14 protein-coding genes are annotated in these 16,095 nt (G+C 67.3%); 9 read left to right on the forward strand and 5 right to left on the reverse strand.

Annotated features, from left to right (window positions below; translation table 11 throughout):
- Positions 1–148 precede the first annotated feature (148 nt).
- The 5 genes from AC1DIQ_RS06860 (at position 149) to AC1DIQ_RS06880 (ending at position 5,536) form a co-directional block, all read left to right on the forward strand.
- Entirely contained in the window at positions 149–1,042 is an 894-nt protein-coding gene (locus AC1DIQ_RS06860) for a hydroxymethylglutaryl-CoA lyase (protein ID WP_152150713.1), read from the forward strand.
- The gene (locus AC1DIQ_RS06865) at positions 1,039–3,627 is read left to right on the forward strand and encodes a sensor domain-containing protein (RefSeq protein ID WP_152150711.1); all 2,589 of its coding nucleotides are present in this window, start codon (positions 1,039–1,041) and stop codon (positions 3,625–3,627) included. The genes AC1DIQ_RS06860 and AC1DIQ_RS06865 overlap by 4 nt, the downstream gene beginning before the upstream one ends.
- Positions 3,628–3,679: 52 nt before the next feature.
- Positions 3,680–4,450 (forward strand): SDR family NAD(P)-dependent oxidoreductase, encoded by a 771-nt coding sequence (locus AC1DIQ_RS06870; protein WP_259260985.1) that lies wholly within the window; start codon positions 3,680–3,682, stop codon positions 4,448–4,450.
- A gap of 68 nt (positions 4,451–4,518) precedes the next feature.
- On the forward strand, positions 4,519–5,085 hold the full coding sequence (gene yeiP / locus AC1DIQ_RS06875) for an elongation factor P-like protein YeiP (RefSeq protein WP_121036675.1): 567 nt from the start codon (positions 4,519–4,521) through the stop codon (positions 5,083–5,085).
- A 70-nt stretch (positions 5,086–5,155) separates the two neighbouring features.
- The gene (locus AC1DIQ_RS06880) at positions 5,156–5,536 is read left to right on the forward strand and encodes a hypothetical protein (RefSeq protein ID WP_226956558.1); all 381 of its coding nucleotides are present in this window, start codon (positions 5,156–5,158) and stop codon (positions 5,534–5,536) included.
- 60 nt (positions 5,537–5,596) lie between these two features.
- Here AC1DIQ_RS06880 and AC1DIQ_RS06885 read toward each other — a convergent pair whose 3' ends face one another.
- The 4 genes from AC1DIQ_RS06885 to AC1DIQ_RS06900 form a co-directional block, all read right to left on the reverse strand.
- Positions 5,597–6,340: an MliC family protein gene (locus AC1DIQ_RS06885; protein ID WP_152150705.1), complete on the reverse strand. Its 744-nt coding sequence runs from the start codon at positions 6,338–6,340 to the stop codon at positions 5,597–5,599.
- Positions 6,341–6,443: 103 nt separating this feature from the next.
- The gene (locus AC1DIQ_RS06890) at positions 6,444–8,258 is read right to left on the reverse strand and encodes a DUF7844 domain-containing protein (RefSeq protein ID WP_478049723.1); all 1,815 of its coding nucleotides are present in this window, start codon (positions 8,256–8,258) and stop codon (positions 6,444–6,446) included.
- Entirely contained in the window at positions 8,258–8,554 is a 297-nt protein-coding gene (locus AC1DIQ_RS06895) for a DUF2388 domain-containing protein (protein WP_478049724.1), read from the reverse strand. Before AC1DIQ_RS06895 ends, AC1DIQ_RS06890 begins: the two co-directional genes overlap by 1 nt.
- A 61-nt stretch (positions 8,555–8,615) precedes the next feature.
- On the reverse strand, positions 8,616–10,004 hold the full coding sequence (locus tag AC1DIQ_RS06900; protein WP_478049725.1) for an FAD-binding oxidoreductase: 1,389 nt from the start codon (positions 10,002–10,004) through the stop codon (positions 8,616–8,618).
- Positions 10,005–10,208: 204 nt separating this feature from the next.
- Between AC1DIQ_RS06900 and serA the strand changes: the two genes are divergently transcribed.
- Positions 10,209–11,450, forward strand: a complete 1,242-nt coding sequence (gene serA / locus AC1DIQ_RS06905) for a phosphoglycerate dehydrogenase (protein WP_478049726.1) — start codon at positions 10,209–10,211, stop codon at positions 11,448–11,450.
- Positions 11,451–11,492: 42 nt separating this feature from the next.
- Here serA and AC1DIQ_RS06910 read toward each other — a convergent pair whose 3' ends face one another.
- Entirely contained in the window at positions 11,493–12,074 is a 582-nt protein-coding gene (locus AC1DIQ_RS06910; protein ID WP_478049727.1) for an NUDIX hydrolase, read from the reverse strand.
- Between the two features lie 185 nt (positions 12,075–12,259).
- On the opposite strand from AC1DIQ_RS06910, the gene AC1DIQ_RS06915 reads away from it, so the two are divergent.
- The 3 genes from AC1DIQ_RS06915 to AC1DIQ_RS06925 all read left to right on the forward strand — a co-directional run bounded on the left by AC1DIQ_RS06915 (position 12,260) and on the right by AC1DIQ_RS06925 (position 15,985).
- Complete coding sequence (locus AC1DIQ_RS06915) at positions 12,260–13,738, forward strand: amino acid permease (protein ID WP_121036666.1); 1,479 nt, start codon at positions 12,260–12,262, stop codon at positions 13,736–13,738.
- Between the two features lie 68 nt (positions 13,739–13,806).
- A complete protein-coding gene (locus tag AC1DIQ_RS06920; RefSeq protein WP_121036665.1) occupies positions 13,807–15,231 on the forward strand; it encodes an amino acid permease in 1,425 nt (474 codons plus the stop codon).
- A gap of 112 nt (positions 15,232–15,343) precedes the next feature.
- Entirely contained in the window at positions 15,344–15,985 is a 642-nt protein-coding gene (locus AC1DIQ_RS06925; RefSeq protein ID WP_121036664.1) for a methylthioribulose 1-phosphate dehydratase, read from the forward strand.
- Positions 15,986–16,095: the final 110 nt, after the last annotated feature.

Raw genomic sequence — 16,095 nt, forward strand, 5'->3', positions numbered from 1 at the left:
GGCCGCTTTGTCGCCCATCCCGCGTATCCCCCTTTCGTGGCCTGCCGGGGACCGTGGGCCGCCTTTCGTCTGACAGGAATCTCCGTGATCTCTACCCCGCCCCGCCCCCTGCTGGTCGTCCGTCGCTCCGTTCGCGGAGGGCTGGCGAATGAATGACTTCGTGCGCATCGTCGAGGTCGGCCCGCGCGACGGGCTGCAGAACGAAGCCCAGCCGGTGGCCACCGCCGACAAGATCGAACTGATCCGCCAGCTCTCGCTGACCGGCCTGCGCACCATCGAGGCGACCAGCTTCGTCAGCCCGCGCTGGGTGCCGCAACTGGCCGACGCTGCCGAGGTGTACACCGGCATCGAGCGCCGCCCGGGCATCGACTACCCGGTGCTGGTGCCCAACGAACAGGGTTACGACCGCGCACGCGCGGTGGGCGTACAGGAAGTGGCGGTGTTCACTGCCGCCTCGGAAACCTTCAACCGGACCAACACCAACGCCGGCATCGACGAGTCGCTGGCGCGCTTCGCACCCATCCTTGAGCGGGCCAAGGCCGACGGGGTCAAGGTGCGTGGCTATGTCTCCACCGTACTCGGCTGCCCCTACCAGGGCGAGGTCGCGGTGAGCGAGGTGGTCCGGGTCGCGCGCGCGCTGCATGACATGGGCTGTTACGAAATTTCGCTCGGCGACACCATCGGCGTGGGCACGCCACGCAAGGCGCGCGCGATGCTCAACGCGGTCGCCAGCGAACTGCCGATGGCCGCGCTGGCCGTGCACTTCCATGACACCTATGGCCAGGCCCTGGCCAACATCGATGCCTGCCTGGACGAAGGTGTGCGCGTGGTCGATTCGGCGGTCTCCGGTGCAGGTGGCTGCCCGTATGCCAAGGGCGCCAGCGGCAATGTCGCCAGCGAAGACGTGGTCTACATGCTGCATGGCATCGGCATGCGCACCGGCATCGATCTGCCGGCGCTGGCCGCCACCGGGCGCTGGCTGGCCGCACGGCTGGGCCGCGAGACCGGCAGCAAGACCGGCAGGGCCCTGGCGGCGACATGAAAAGCGGCGGCCCGCGCAAGGACGCTGCGGTGGGTGATCACCTCACCCCCCACGTCCACGCGCTGGCTGCCCTGGAACGCGCCCTGGCCCACTCGCCGGGCGACCTGCGCGGCCTGTTGGAGGAGGTCCAGCAGGCCCTGCAGGAAGCGATGGACGAGCGGCAGCTGGCCCTGCGTCGCTACGCCGCCTTGTTCGATGCCGTCCCGGACCCGGTCAGCATCCTCAGCGAACGCGGCGTGGTGCTGGACCTCAACAAGGCGGGCGTGCGTGCCTATGGCCGCCCCCGTGAGGAGATCGTCGGCCAGCCGATCGAACTGTTGAACCCGGACCTGCCCGGCGACCACCTGGACCCGGTCTGGGAAGCCCTGCATCGAGGCGAGACCTACGTCATCGAAGTCACCAACATGCGCGGCGATGGCAGCCGCTTCCCGGTGGAGGTGCATTCGGCCGGCTTCGAGCACCAGGGCGAGCACTGCATCGTGGCGGTGGCGCGCGATCTGAGCAGCCGCTGGCAGGCCGAATCGCGTTACCGGCTGCTGATGGAATCCATCGACAAGGGCGTGGTCCTGTTTGACCGCCAGTTGCGGGTGGTCTCGGCCAACCCGGCCGCGCACCGCATTCTGGGCACCGCCGGCAATGGCGGCAGCCTGCAGGCGATGCTGGCGCCGGAGGACTGGATCAGCGTGGACGAGCACGGCCACCCGCTCACCCGCGATCAATGGCCCGCCAGTGTCTCGCTGCAGACCGGGCGCATCGTGCGCAGCACCATCGTCGGCCTCTACCACCGCCCGCGCGGCCGGATGATCTGGATCTCCACCACCAACGTGCCGGTATACGGCAACGGGCGCGACGCGCCGGACCACGTGTTCGGGCTGTTCAGCGACATCACCGAGCTCAAGCGCAACAACACCCTGTTCGATCGCGCGCAGTCGCTGGCGCACATCGGCGGCTGGGAGTGGGACCGCGGCCTGCAGCGCCTGTACCTCACTGACGAGGCGACCCGCATCCTCGGCCAGAACCTGCCGATGCGCGACATGGCCGAGCTGCTGGAGTGCCTGCGCGTGGATGATCGCGCGCTGCTGCAGCAGGCGCTGCTGGATGTGATCGACCGGCAGGTGTCCTTCGAACTGGAGCTGCAGGGCCAGCGCAGTGATGGACATTCGTTCTGGGTGCGCATGATCGGCGAAGCCGAGGCCGGCGATGTCGACGCCGCCCGCATCGCCGGCACCGTGCAGGACATCACCGCGCGCAAGCAGGCCGAAGAGACGCTGCGCATCCAGGCGCGCACCGATCCGCTCACCGGCATCATGAACCGCGATGCGGTGCTCAATGATCTGGCCACACGCATGGCCAACCCCACCCATTGCCGGGTGGCCGTGCTGTACATCGATCTGGACCGCTTCAAGATCGTCAACGATCTGCTCGGCCACAACGCCGGTGATGAGCTGCTGATCGATGCCACCCGCCGCATCGCCACCGCGATCGGTACCGAGGGGCTGCTGGCCCGGTTCGGCGGCGATGAGTTCCTGGTGGTCTGCGATACCCGCGACCAGGCCGATCAGCCCGAGCGGCTGGCCGATGCGATCACCCGTGCGTTCAGCACCCCGTTCCGCTTCGGTGCCGACGAATTCCCGGTGACCACCAGCATCGGCATCGCGCGTGCGCCCCAGGATGGGCTGCGCCCGCAGCAGCTGATCCAGAACGCGGACATCGCCATGTACGACTGCAAGCGGCGCACCCGCAACGGCTGGCAGGTGTTCTCGCCCGAGCTGGCCCAGCGCCAGCATGATCGGCTGCAGATCGAGAGCCGGCTGCACCGGGCGCTGGACGACGATGAGTTCCACCTGGTCTACCAGCCGCAGGTCAACCTGCACAGCGGCCAGCTGATCGCCGCCGAGGCGCTGATTCGTTGGCGCAACACGCAGCTGGGCGAACTGCGCCCGGACATCTTCATCGGCCATGCCGAGAGCACCGGCGACATCGTCCGGATCGGCCTGTGGGTGCTGCGCGAGGCGTGCCGGCAGGTGCGCCAGTGGCAGGACGACGGGCTGGGCATCGTGCGGGTGGCGGTCAACGTGTCCTACCGGCAGTTCGTCGGCGAGGATCTGGCCCGGAACGTGCGCGCCGTACTGGACGAATTCCACCTGCCCGGCAGCGCACTGGAGCTGGAGTTCACCGAGCGGGTGTTGATCGAAGACGCCCCGGACACCCTGCGCACCTTCGCGCAGCTGCGCGAGATGGGCGTGCTGTTGACCATCGACGACTTCGGCGAAGGCTACAGCGCGCTGAACTATCTGCGCCGGCTGCCGATCCATGGCCTCAAGCTGAGCCAGCTGTTCGTGGAGGGCGTGCCGACCAACCGCTCGGACGTGGCGGTCTGCGAGGCGGTCTGCGGCATCGCGCGCAGCCTGGGCCTCGGGTTGGTCGCCGAGGGCATCGAATCGGAGGCCCAGCGCCAGTTCCTGACCACGCTGGGGGTCTCGGTCGGCCAGGGCTTCCTGTTCGCCCCAGGGCTGGCGGCGGACGAGTTCGCCCGGCGGCTGGCACTGCGTGCGAAGGTCGCCGTGGGCAGTGCACAACGGTGAAGGCGGCCGCTTCCGCTAGAATCGGCGGTTCTTGAACCAGCGGGATCGTGCAATGCAGCTGTCTTCTGTCCGCGCCGTCATCACCGGCGGTGTCTCCGGCCTTGGCCTGTCCGTGGCCCAGCACCTGGTCGCCAACGGCGCCAAGGTGGCCCTGTTCGATCTCAATGACGACAAGGGCGCGGCCGCCGTGGCCGAGCTTGGCGAAGCCAACGCGCGCTACTACAGCACCAATGTCAGCGACGAAGCCGCCGTGGCCGCGCAGATCGATGCCGCCTGCGACTTCCTGGGCGGGCTGAACACCGCGATCAACTGCGCCGGCATCCTGGGCGCGGGCCGCGTGCTCGGCAAGGAAGCGCCAATGCCGCTGGCCAACTTCCAGGGCACGGTGATGGTCAACCTGGTCGGCAGCTTCAACGTCGCCAAGGCCGCCGCCAACCGCATGCAGCACAACACCCCGGGCGAGGATGGCGAGCGCGGCGTGATCATCAACACCGCCAGCGTGGCGGCCTACGAGGGCCAGATCGGCCAGGCCGCCTATGCCGCCTCCAAGGGCGGCGTGGTCAGCATGACCCTGCCGATGGCCCGCGAACTGTCGCGCTTCGGCATCCGCGTGATGACCATCGCCCCGGGCATCTTCTGGACCCCGATGGTCGATGGCATGCCGCCGGCCGTGCAGGAATCGCTGGCCGCCTCGATCCCGTTCCCGCCCCGCCTGGGCAAGCCGGAGGATTTCGCCGGCCTGGTCGCCTATATCCTGGGCAACACCTATCTCAACGGCGAGACCATCCGCCTTGACGGCGCCGTGCGTCTGGCGCCGAAGTAAGCGAGCACGCAACCCGCTGGGTGCCCGGTTCCGGCACCCGCCACCTCCACGAACCGACCTTCATTCCCATGAAAGCCAGCGACATCAAGAAAGGCAACGTCGTCGAATTCAACAACGGCGTCTACCAGATCCGCGACATCGAACGCAGCTCCCCGCAGGGCCGCGGCGGCAATGTCCGCTTCCGTTTCATCATGTACAGCGTGCCGGGCGGCAACAAGCTCGATTCCAGCTTCGACGCCGACGACAACCTGCCGGAAGTCGAGCTGCTGCGCCGCCAGGCCACGTACTCGTACATGGATGGCGACGCCTTCGTCTTCCTGGATGACGAGGACTACACCCCGTACATGGTCGATGCGGATGTGCTCGGCGATGACGCCGGCTACATCACCGATGGCCTGACCGGCATCTACGTGCAGGTGATCGACGAGACCCCGGTGGGCGTGCAGTTGCCGACCAGCGTGGTGCTGGAAGTGGTCGAAACGCCGCCGGAGCTCAAGGGCGGCACTGCCACCAAGCGCCCGAAACCGGCCAAGCTCAGCACCGGCATCGAAATCATGGTGCCGGAGTACATCGCCAACGGTGAACGTGTGCTGGTCAATACCACCACCGGTGAATTCGCCGGCCGTGCCGACTAAACGGTCTGCACTGATCGTCCTGCTCCTGCTGCTCGCGGCGTGCTCGCCGCGGGCGGTGGAGAGTGAGACATTGGATACCCCGCGCGCACCCGCCACGTTGGCTGAGACCGCCCACGGTGAGCGCTGCGACGTCCCGGCGGAGGTGTTCGTGGCCGAGGACATCCGCATGTACTGCGCGATGCCCGGCGATGTGCAGGCCTTCCTGGCGCGCGAAAGCGCGTGCCAGCACTTCGCTGGCGAAGAAGCGTACGACGAAGACCGTGCGCGCGAATTGGCCTACGCGATCCACGAGAGCTGCGACGACCGTGCCCGGCGCTTCAATCAACTCCTGCAGCGCCATGCCGACAACTGCCTGGTGCACACCGAACTGATGCTGCTGGGCACCCGCAATGAGCTGATGCTGGATGCCGACAGCCGGGCGCTGCCCAACCCCTGCCCGCGCGGCATGTGATGGTTCACCGGACGCGCATGCGCGCATCCGGTGCCTTCAACTGAGTCAGAGCTTGCTGGATCAGGGCTTGGCCGCCAACGAGGGCGCGCCGGCAAAATCCCCGCAGCCGTGGTACTGGCGCGCGCCGACCGTGAGCATGGCCGTGGCACCGAAGGCCTGGCCGCTCATGTCGTCCTGGCACACCGTGCGCTGGAAGGTCAGCTTGACCGGGGTGCCATCGGCGGCAGTACCCGACCAGCCGTCACGGCCTTGGGTGGGGCTGGAAATCTCGAGCTTGCGCTCGCCGTAATCCATCTCGATGTGCAGCGCCGGGGTGGCACCCGCACCGACCTGGGCCAGCCAGCCGGGCTCATTGCCGGTCGCGCGGAATCCGCCTGCCGCATCGGCGTCCGTCTCCCCATGGGCGGTCGCATTGGCCGGCGGTGCTTGTCCGCCCTGCTCGCCGGTGCCGGTGCAGGTGCGGTCCGGCTCGCCCTTCAGGATCAGGCTGCCTTCGGTGGTGCCCTTGGTCCACAATTCGTTGCCCTGCCCATCGCCATACTTCGCGCCGGACGCTGCAGGCTGCGAGGACATCGGGAAAGTGCGGTCGCCCACCACCACCGTTGCCGAATCCTGACCGCGGTAAGTAGCATGCACTTCCAGCTCCCCACAGCGGAACGCATACGCGCGCTCTTCAGCAGTGGAGGCATCGATCGGGGGCGGCGCTTCGCTGCCATCGGCGGCGGGGCTGCTCTGGCTGGCCGGTTGGCAGGCGGCGAGTGCGCCGGTAATGGCCAGGCTCAACAACCAGGGGGATGCGCGCATGAGGGACTCCTTGCGATAACGTCGACAACACTTGATCGTACCTGCCGGGCCGTGAGAACAGGTGAAGCGACGCTGACCTTCCGGGCATCGCTGAACACGCGGTTCAGTGCGGTGCGACCCGTCCTTCGTCCTCTCGCGCCAGCGCACGCATGCGCGCACCCAGCCGTGCCAGGTTGCTGTCGATCAGGGCCAGTTCGCGTTGCTGTGCCTGTGGCAGGCGGTGTTTGAGCTGCAGCTGCAACGCCTGCCAGGCCGGCACACCCTGTGCACTGAGCCGCGCCGCCGCCTCGCTGGCCTGCGCCCGCTCGTGCGCCGACGGCAGCCCGTAGCCGCCCCCCGCCACCAGTGCGGCCGGGCTGATCAGCTGGCCGGTGTCTTCCAGCAACGCGCGCAGCGTGTCGCGCGCCGCAGCATCTTCTTTGGCCGGATCGCCCAGCAGCCGCTTCAGCACGTCGCGTGCGCGCAGTTCTTCGCGACGCAGGGCGGCCTGTTCCAGCAACAGCAGGGCGGCGGTGGCACGTAGATCACCCTGCTCTACCCAGCGTGCACGCTCGCTGGCCGGCTGCCGCAACCACTCGCCGACGGTTGTCGTGCCCAGCCGTAGCTGCTGGCGCGCCGCATCGAACAACTGCTGGTAGTGATCCTCGGCGGAGGCGAAGTAGTAGCCCTGTCGCGTCGCCTGCCCGCGATCGGCCAGCACGCTGGCGTCGGCCACGCCCTGGCGCTCCAGGCGGGTCAGCAGGCCGCGCGGGGTGAGCCGGTTCAACCCCGGCGAAGCCAGACGTGGCACGCCTTCCTGCAGCAGCTTGCCGGTCTCCACCGCGCAGTTGTTGCTGACGAACAGATAGCGCCCGTCATAGCTCCAGTGCACCTGCGCGACGCGCTCCAGCAGGCTGGCGATGTCCGGCGCATCCAACGCCAACGGCACGGAAGACAGCCCCCGCAGTTCCACCTGTGTGTATTCGTTGATGACCTGGTTGAGCGGCAGCACGAACAGGCGCGAAGGATAGGCACCGGTCAGCCCGCGCCAGCTGGAGATCTGTACATCGCCGACGAAGGCACGGTAGGACAGCACGCGGTGATGGGACAGATCCATCCGGCAGGCCGGCCCACGCGGGCGGCCTGGCGCGCAGATCACCAGGCGCAGCATGCTGTGGCCCCAGCGACTCATCAGCTGGTCATTGCCTTCGGCGAGCAGGTAGTCCACCGCGTAGATCCGGGCCGGATCCAGTTCGAGCAGCGTCGCCGCGCCCGCCTCCTCTTCGGCCTGCATCAACGGCAGACGGGTGTCGCATCCCTCGGCCGGGTCGTTCGGCCCAAGGTGCTCGGCAAACCACGCGGCGACGGCCGGACGGCGGCAGGGGTAATCCGGATCGAGCAGCAGGTGCTCGGCGTTGACCGCCAGGAACTCGGCCGGTCGCGTGCGCTCGTAATCGTCCGGACTGCGCTCGCTGAAGGCATTCGCTGTACGCCCCAGCTTCCACGGGCGTCGCTGCCAGCCGGCCAGGTCACGCAGACGCGCATCGCGCGACCAGCCACCCTGCGGCGAACGGTCCAGCACATGGGTCAATTCATGGATCAGCGCGGCTTCGAGCGGGCGTGGCAACGGTTGATCGTCCTGCACGGTGTCCAGCAACGCGCGCTGCAGGGTGATCGTGCCGTTGCGGGTGCGGCCGTGCACGTGGGCCGGCAGCGTGTCCGACCAGCGCACCTGCACCGGGTGCTGGAAACGTGCCTGCCACGGCGCTGGCAGGCGCGTGTGCACCTGCTGCAGGGCACGCTCGGCGGCCACGATCTGCGCCACGCTCAATCCCTGCGGCTGCAACTCCAGCTGCAGCGCCGCCTGTGCGAACGGCGCGGCGAGCCACGCGATCAGGACCGCCCAGCGCCAGCGGCGGACCTGACCACGCGTTCGCATCAGCGGGCCAGCAGGGTCCTGGCCAGCGCCATGTCACTGGCCTGCTGCTTCGCAACGCTCTGTTCGCGCAGGTGCAGCAGCGCAGCTTCCAGACGGGCACCACGGATCGCACCGTCGCTGGCCACGAAGGCGGCTGCATCATCGCGCGCATCAAGCACGATCTTGTCATCGCCCGAGCTGGACGAACCGGCCGAGGACGCGCCGGAGGCGGAACCGGCAGAGCTGCCGGCAAAACTGGAGGCCATCGCCGACAACGGCAGGGCGAGCACGGCAAGAAGCAGGATCGGACGCATCATCGGGGTGTCGTTCGCGGTGGAAAGCACAGAGCGTATAGGCTGCGTGAAATCCTGTCTTGCCTCAGAGGTCGAAGAGCTTGCCGGGATTCAGCAGCGCTTGGGGATCAAACGCACGTTTGACCGCCTTCATCAATGCGATTTCCGGCGCGCTGCGCGTGCTGTCCAGGTAGCCCTTTTTAACCAGGCCGATCCCGTGTTCGGCCGAGATGCTGCCGTCAAAGCGGGCCAGCACACCGGCGAGCAGCTTGGTGACGTGCTCGCATTGGGTCAGGAACTCCCCCTCGGCGGTCTCGTCCGGCTTGAGCACGTTGATGTGCAGGTTGCCGTCGCCGATGTGCCCGAACCAGACCACTTCAAACTGCGGGTAGGCCTGCCCGATCAGGGCCTGGGTTTCGGCAAGGAAGGCCGGCATCGCCGAGATCCGCACCGAGACATCGTTCTTGTAGGGCGTGTAGCGCGCCACCGCTTCGGTGATGCCCTCGCGCAGGCGCCACAGCTGCGCGGCCTGCGCGTCGCTCTGGCTGACCACGCCATCGCTGACCCAGCCGTGCTCCATGCAGTCTTCGAACGCGGCCATCGCGGCGGCTTCCTGCGCCTCGTCGCCGGCAGCGAATTCGGTTACCACGTAATACGGGTGGACCTCGTCGAACGGCGCCTGCGCGCCATGCGCCAGCACATGCCCGAGCGCGCGGTCGGTGAAGAACTCGAAGGCCTGCAGCTGCAGCCGCTCGCGGAAGGCGGCAAACACCTGCATCAACACCTCGAACGAGGGCAGCGCCAGCAGCATCACGTTGCTGGCCGGCGGCGGATCGGTGAGCTTCAAGGTGGCTTCGACGATCACGCCGAGCGTGCCTTCCGAGCCGATCAGCAGCTGGCGGAAGTCATAGCCGCTGGAGTTCTTGATCAGGCCCTTGTTGAGCTCGACCAGCTCACCGGCCATCGTCACCACCTTCAGGCCGGCGATCCACTCGCGGGTATTGCCGTAGCGGATCACGCGGATGCCACCGGCATTGGTGGCGATGTTGCCGCCGATCGAGCACGAACCACGCGCGGCGAAATCCACCGGGTAGATCAGGCCATGCTCGAGCGCCGCGTTGTGCACCGCCTCCAGTGGCATGCCCGCCTGCACGGTCAGGGTGCGGTCGACCGCATCGAAGGCCAGCGGCTTGTTCATCCGCTCCAGGCTGAGCACCAGCTCACCGTGGGCTGCCACCGCGCCGCCGGACAACCCGGTACGGCCACCGGAGGGCACCACGGCCACCCCTTGGGCACTGGCCCAGCGCAGCGTCGCCTGCACCTCTTCCACCGTGCCGGGCAAGGCGATCGCCAGCGGCGCGGGTGTCCAGCGCCGGGTCCAATCGCGGCCGTAATGCTCCAGATCGGCTGGATCGGTCTTCAGGCGCAGCCCGGGGCAAGCGAGCAACAGCGAATCGAGGCGCGGATCGGTCATGGGGCGTCTGGCGGTGCCGGGGAGCCCGCAAGCCTGCCAGCCACTCCACGCCGCGTCCAGTAGCGGGGCCTGTTCCCGCGGCTCGTCGGCCTCGTCCAAATAGGTGCATCTGAAACCGTTTGGACATCGATTGGCGCACCGCACCATCGCGGCCGGCTTCTGGCATAGTTGAGGGCTCCCGCCGCCACACGTCGCACGCCGCCCATGTCGCCGAAAAAGACCTCGTTCCCGAAGCAGGATATCCGCGTACTGTTGCTCGAGGGGGTCAGCCAGACCGCGATCGACGTGTTCACCGCGGCCGGCTATTCGCAGATCGAACTGCACAGCAAGGCGCTGCCCGAAGACGAACTGAAGGCGCGCATCGCCGAGGCCCACATCGTCGGCATCCGTTCGCGCACGCAACTCAGTGCGGAGGTGCTGGCGAACGCCAAGCGCCTGATGGCGGTCGGCTGCTTCTGCATCGGCACCAACCAGGTCGACCTGGAGGCGGCGGAACTGGCCGGCATCCCGGTGTTCAACGCCCCCTATTCCAACACCCGCAGCGTGGCCGAGCTGGTGATCGCCGAAGCGATCATGCTGACCCGCGGCATCCCGCAGAAGAACGCCGAGTGCCATCGCGGCGGCTGGTCCAAGTCGGCCGCCGGTAGCCATGAGGTGCGCGGCAAGACGCTGGGCATCATCGGTTATGGCCATATCGGTACCCAGGTCGGCGTGATGGCCGAGGCGATGGGCATGCAGGTGATCTTCCACGATGTGGAAACCAAGCTGTCACTGGGCAATGCCCGCGCGGCGATCAGCCTGGATGACCTGCTGGCGCGCGCCGACATCGTGACCGTGCATGTGCCGGAAACCCCGGCCACGCAGTGGATGATCGGTGCCGACGAACTGGCGCGCATGCGCCCCGGCGCACACCTGATCAACGCCGCGCGCGGCACCGTGGTCGACATCGACGCGCTGGATGCGGCGCTGCGCTCGGGCCACCTCGGTGGTGCCGCGCTGGATGTGTTCCCGGTCGAGCCCAAGGGCAACGGCGATGCGTTCGTGTCACCGCTGACCGCGCACGACAACGTGATCCTGACCCCGCACGTGGGCGGCAGCACACTGGAAGCACAGGACAACATCGGTGTGGAAGTGGCGGCCAAACTGGTGCGCTACAGCGACAACGGCAGCACCCTGTCGGCGGTCAACTTCCCGGAAGTGACGTTGCCCGAGCACGCCGAGAGCCTGCGCCTGCTGCACATCCACCAGAACGTGCCGGGCGTACTCTCCAAGGTCAACGAGATCTTCTCGCGCCACAACGTCAACATCGACGGCCAGTTCCTGCGTACGGACCCGAAGGTGGGCTACGTGGTGATCGACATCACCGCCAGCGAAGCCCAGGCCGGCGCGGTGCGCGACGAACTGGCCGCCATCCCGGGCACGCTGCGCACCCGCGTGCTGTATTAATGGGGACGGGGGTAATTAATAATTACCCCCGTCCCTGTTAAATCACCGCGCCAGCCAGCGCTTGGCCATGCGTGGCAACGAGTCATCCCCATCGGGGGTCTCGATCGCCGCATTGGCCACGTCACGGATCTCGCGCCAGGCCAACGCCAGCGATTCGTCGCTGATCGCGAACTGCTCACTGCCCAGCGCCCGCACGACGTAGCGCGCGTCGTAGTGCCAATGCCCCGGGACGTCCTTGCGTTCGGGAATCCAGTGCTTGTCGATGTCGAACAACTCGCCATCCTCCAGCACCAGCGCGGTCAGCCCGGATTCCTCCTCGGCTTCCTTCAGCGCCACCTGGGCCAGATCGCGCTCGCCATCCGCGTGGCCGCCCAGCTGCAGCCAGCGGTCCAGCTTGCGGTGGTGGGTCAGCAGCACGCGCTGCCCGTCGGCGCTGACCAGCCACGCGCTGCCGGTGAAGTGCCCGGCCAGGCGCTCCCGCAGGAACGGGTTGTCCGGATCCTCCAGCACTGTGCTGAATTCGTCAGCCAATGCCGCGTGCTCGGGGTGTCGGCGGGCGTAAGCATCAAGCTGGCTGCGCAGGGCGGCGTCAGGAATGGCAACGGATTCGAGGTTCAGCGACATGGCAGGTGCAGGCATCGTGCGGATTTGGCCGATTATCGCTCGGCCATGCTGCATTTGTGCTTGTACAGCGGCTTCAGCTTTGGCTAAGGTACAGCGGGCCCCGCACCGCTGGGCCGCCCAGTCGCCATCAGGGCGTGCGGCAATGTACCGCGCGCCTCACCTTTGTTCATTTAGGGAAGCACTGCATGCTGAAGTCTCTGTTGAGGGTCAAACCGGTCGCACCGGCACCGCACGTCGATGCCGGCGAGCCCATCGAAGGCAGCCTGGACGGCGAGCCCACACTGAGGCGGACCCTCACAGCGAAACACCTGATCCTGCTGGGTATCGGCGCGGTGATCGGTGCGGGTATCTTCGTGCTCACCGGCCAGGCCGCGGCGAACCATGCCGGCCCGGCGGTGATGCTCTCGTTCGTGTTCGCCGGCTTTGCCTGCGCGCTGGCCGGCCTGTGCTACGCCGAGTTCGCGGCGATGATGCCGGTCTCCGGCAGCGCCTATTCCTATTCGTACGCCACCCTCGGCGAAGGCATGGCCTGGTTCATCGGCTGGTGCCTGGTGCTGGAGTACCTGTTCGCCTCGGCCTCGGTCGCGGTGGGTTGGTCGGCGTACCTGATCAGCTTCATCACCACCACGCTGAACATGCCCTTCCCCGATGCGCTCAGCGCCGCGCCCATCGCCTGGACCGGCCATGAGTTCATCTCCTCCGGCAAGCTGTTCAACCTGCCGGCGGTGCTGATCGTGGCGGCCGTCTCGGGCCTGCTGTACGTCGGCGTGACGCAGTCGGCCTTCGTCAACGCGATCATCGTGGCGATCAAGGTCACCGTGATCTGTCTGTTCATCGGGTTCGGCGCCGCGCACCTGGATACGGCCAACTGGACCCCCTTCATTCCGGAGAACACCGGCGTGCCGGGTGAGTTCGGCTGGAGTGGCGTGTTCCGTGCGGCAACCATCGTGTTCTTCGCCTACATCGGCTTCGATGCGGTCTCCACCGCCGCCGGCGAAACCAAGGACCCGCAGCGCAACATGCCGATCGGCCTGCTCGGCTCGCTGGCCGTGTGCACCATCGTCTACATCATCGTCTGCGCCGTGCTGACCGGCATGATGCCGTACCACCTGCTGGGCACGGACAAGCCCGTCGCGACCGCGCTGGAGCCCTACCCGACCCTGTCCTGGCTGAAGACCGCCGTGGAAATCGGCGCGATCGCCGGCCTCTCCTCGGTGGTGCTGGTGATGATGATGGGCCAGACCCGCATCGCCTACACGATCTCGCGCGACGGCCTGCTGCCGAAGATCTTCGGCAAGGTGCACAAGCGCTTCCGTACCCCGTACTGGAGCACGATCGTTGTCGGCGCCATCGCCGCCACCCTGGCCGGTACCGTGCCGCTGAACGTGCTCGGTGAACTGGTCTCGATGGGCACCCTGCTGGCCTTTGCCACCGTCTGCATCGGCGTGCTTGTCCTGCGCTACACGCGCCCGGAACTGGAGCGACCGTTCCGCGTGCCGCTGGTGTGGGTGATCTGCCCGCTGGGCGCGCTGGCCTGCCTGTTCCTGTTCTACCAGGCGTTCGTCGTGCATTGGCACCTGTTCGTGGCCTGGACCCTGCTGGGCCTGTGCATCTACTTCGGCTACGGCATCCGCCACAGCAAGCTGAACAAGAAGAACGCCTGAGTGCTGCCGGGCCGGCCACGTGCCGGCCCGGTCGTTTGATACGTCGCGCCTGAGAAGACATCCAAACCATGTTCAAGCAACTGTGGGCCACCAAGCATCCGCACGCCGCCCATGAAGACGCCAACGGCCTGAGCCTGCGCCGCACCCTCGGCCCCTGGGGCCTGACCGCGCTGGGCATCGGCGCGGTGATCGGCGGCGGCATCTTCGTGATCACCGGCCAGGCCGCGGCCAACCACGCCGGCCCGGCGATCATGCTGTCGTTCGTGCTCGCCGCGATCTGCTGCGCGTTCTGCGCCATGGCCTACGCCGAGTTCGCGGCGATGGTGCCGGTCTCCGGCAGTGCCTACACCTATACCTATGCCACCTTCGGCGAGCTCTCGGCCTGGTTCATCGGCTGGATGCTGGTGCTGGAATATGGCGTCTCCGCCTCGGCCGTGGCGGTCAGCTGGACCGGCTATTTCCTGAGCCTGCTCAGCCATTTCGACATCCATCTCCCCGCCGCGCTGGTCAGCGCGCCACTGGATGGCCAGCTGCGCCCGACCGGCGCCATCGCCAACATCCCGGCCGCGGTGCTGGTGCTGCTGCTGACCTGGCTGTGCTACGTGGGCATCAGCAAATCCTCGGCCATGAACATGGCGATGGTGGTGCTCAAGACCGCGTTGATCGTGCTGGTGATCGTGGTTGGCTGGAAGTACGTGGACCCGGCCAACTGGACCCCGTTCATTCCGGAAAACGAAGGCCCGGGCAAGTACGGCTTCGACGGCGTGCTGCGCGGTGCGGCAATGGTGTTCTTCGCCTATATCGGTTTCGAGGCGGTGTCGGTAGCCGCGCAGGAATCGCACAAACCGCAGCGCGACATGCCGATCGGCATGCTGCTCTCGCTGGTGATCTGCACCGTGCTGTACATCGCCATGGCCGCGGTGATGACCGGGCTGGTGCCGTACCAGCTGCTGGGCACCGATGAGCCGGTGGTGACCGCGGTGGCGGCGCATCCGCAGCTGGGCTGGTTGCGCGTGGTCGTGGAGATCGGCGCGCTGATCGGGCTGTCCTCGGTGGTGCTGGTGATGGTGATCGCGCAGCCGCGCATCTTCATGATCATGGGCCGCGACGGGCTGTTGCCGCCGCTGTTCACCAAGATCCATCCCAAGTACCGCACGCCGCACATCAACACCGTGATCACCGGTATCGGCATCGCGCTGCTGGCGGCAGTGTTCCCGCTGGACGTGCTGGGTGAGCTGACCTCGATGGGCACGCTGATCGCGTTCGCGGCGGTCTGCGCGGGCGTGCTGATCCTGCGCCGTACCCAACCGGACCTGCCGCGTCCGTTCCGGATGCCGATGGCGTGGCTGATCTGCAGCCTGGGCGTGCTCAGCTGCATCGCGCTGCTGACGGCGATGACGGCCCACAACTGGATGCTGATGGGCTTCTGGACGCTGGGCGGTTTCGCGATCTATTTCTGTTATGGGTATCGCCATAGCCGGCTGCGCAAGTAGTGCCGGCCGCTGGCCGGCTCCACCTGCACCCAACACGCTCATGAGGAGCCGGCCGGCGGCCGGCACTACCGCAGAGCGCGCGAAATCGATGGAAGCGCCGTAAAATAGCCCCATGAGCACCCCCACCTTCCCGTACGACACCGCGCGCCTGAGCGAGCTGGCCCAGCTGCTGATCGACAACGTCCGTGAGCTGGCGCACGCCGGCTGGACCCCGGCCACCAGCAGCAACTTCTCCCACCGCCTGGATGACCGCCACGCGGCGATCACCGTGTCCGGCAAGGACAAGGGCCGGCTGGTGGAGGACGACATCATGGTGGTCGATTTCGACGGCCAGGCCGTCGGCCGCCCGCTGCGCCCGTCCGCCGAGACGCTGCTGCACACCCAGCTGTATCGCCGGTTCCCGGAGATCGGCTGCGTGCTGCACACCCATTCGCCGGTGCAGACCATCGCCTCGCGCCTGTATGCGCCGCAGGGCCATATCCGCCTGGAAGGCTATGAGCTGCTGAAGGCCTTCCACGGCAACAGCACCCACGAGATGGCGATCGATGTGCCAGTGTTCGCCAATACCCAGGACATGGACGTGCTCTCGGCCCAGGTCGATGCCCTGCTCGACACCCAGCCGCTGTGGGGCTACCTGATCGACGGCCACGGCCTGTACGCGTGGGGCCGCACCATGGCCGAGGCGCGCCGCCACATGGAAGCCTTCGAATTCCTGCTGCACTGTGAGCTGGAACTGCGCAAGCTGCGTGGCTGATCGCGCTCAGATTCCTGAAGAGAATCTGTATTCCGCGCATCGGCATCAGTGCGTCGCCCCCACCCCGGCGCCGCACTGGTACCCTTTCCTTCCCCTCTTCGCCTCGATGC

It is taken from the genome of Stenotrophomonas sp. 05L413, assembly GCF_056397945.1.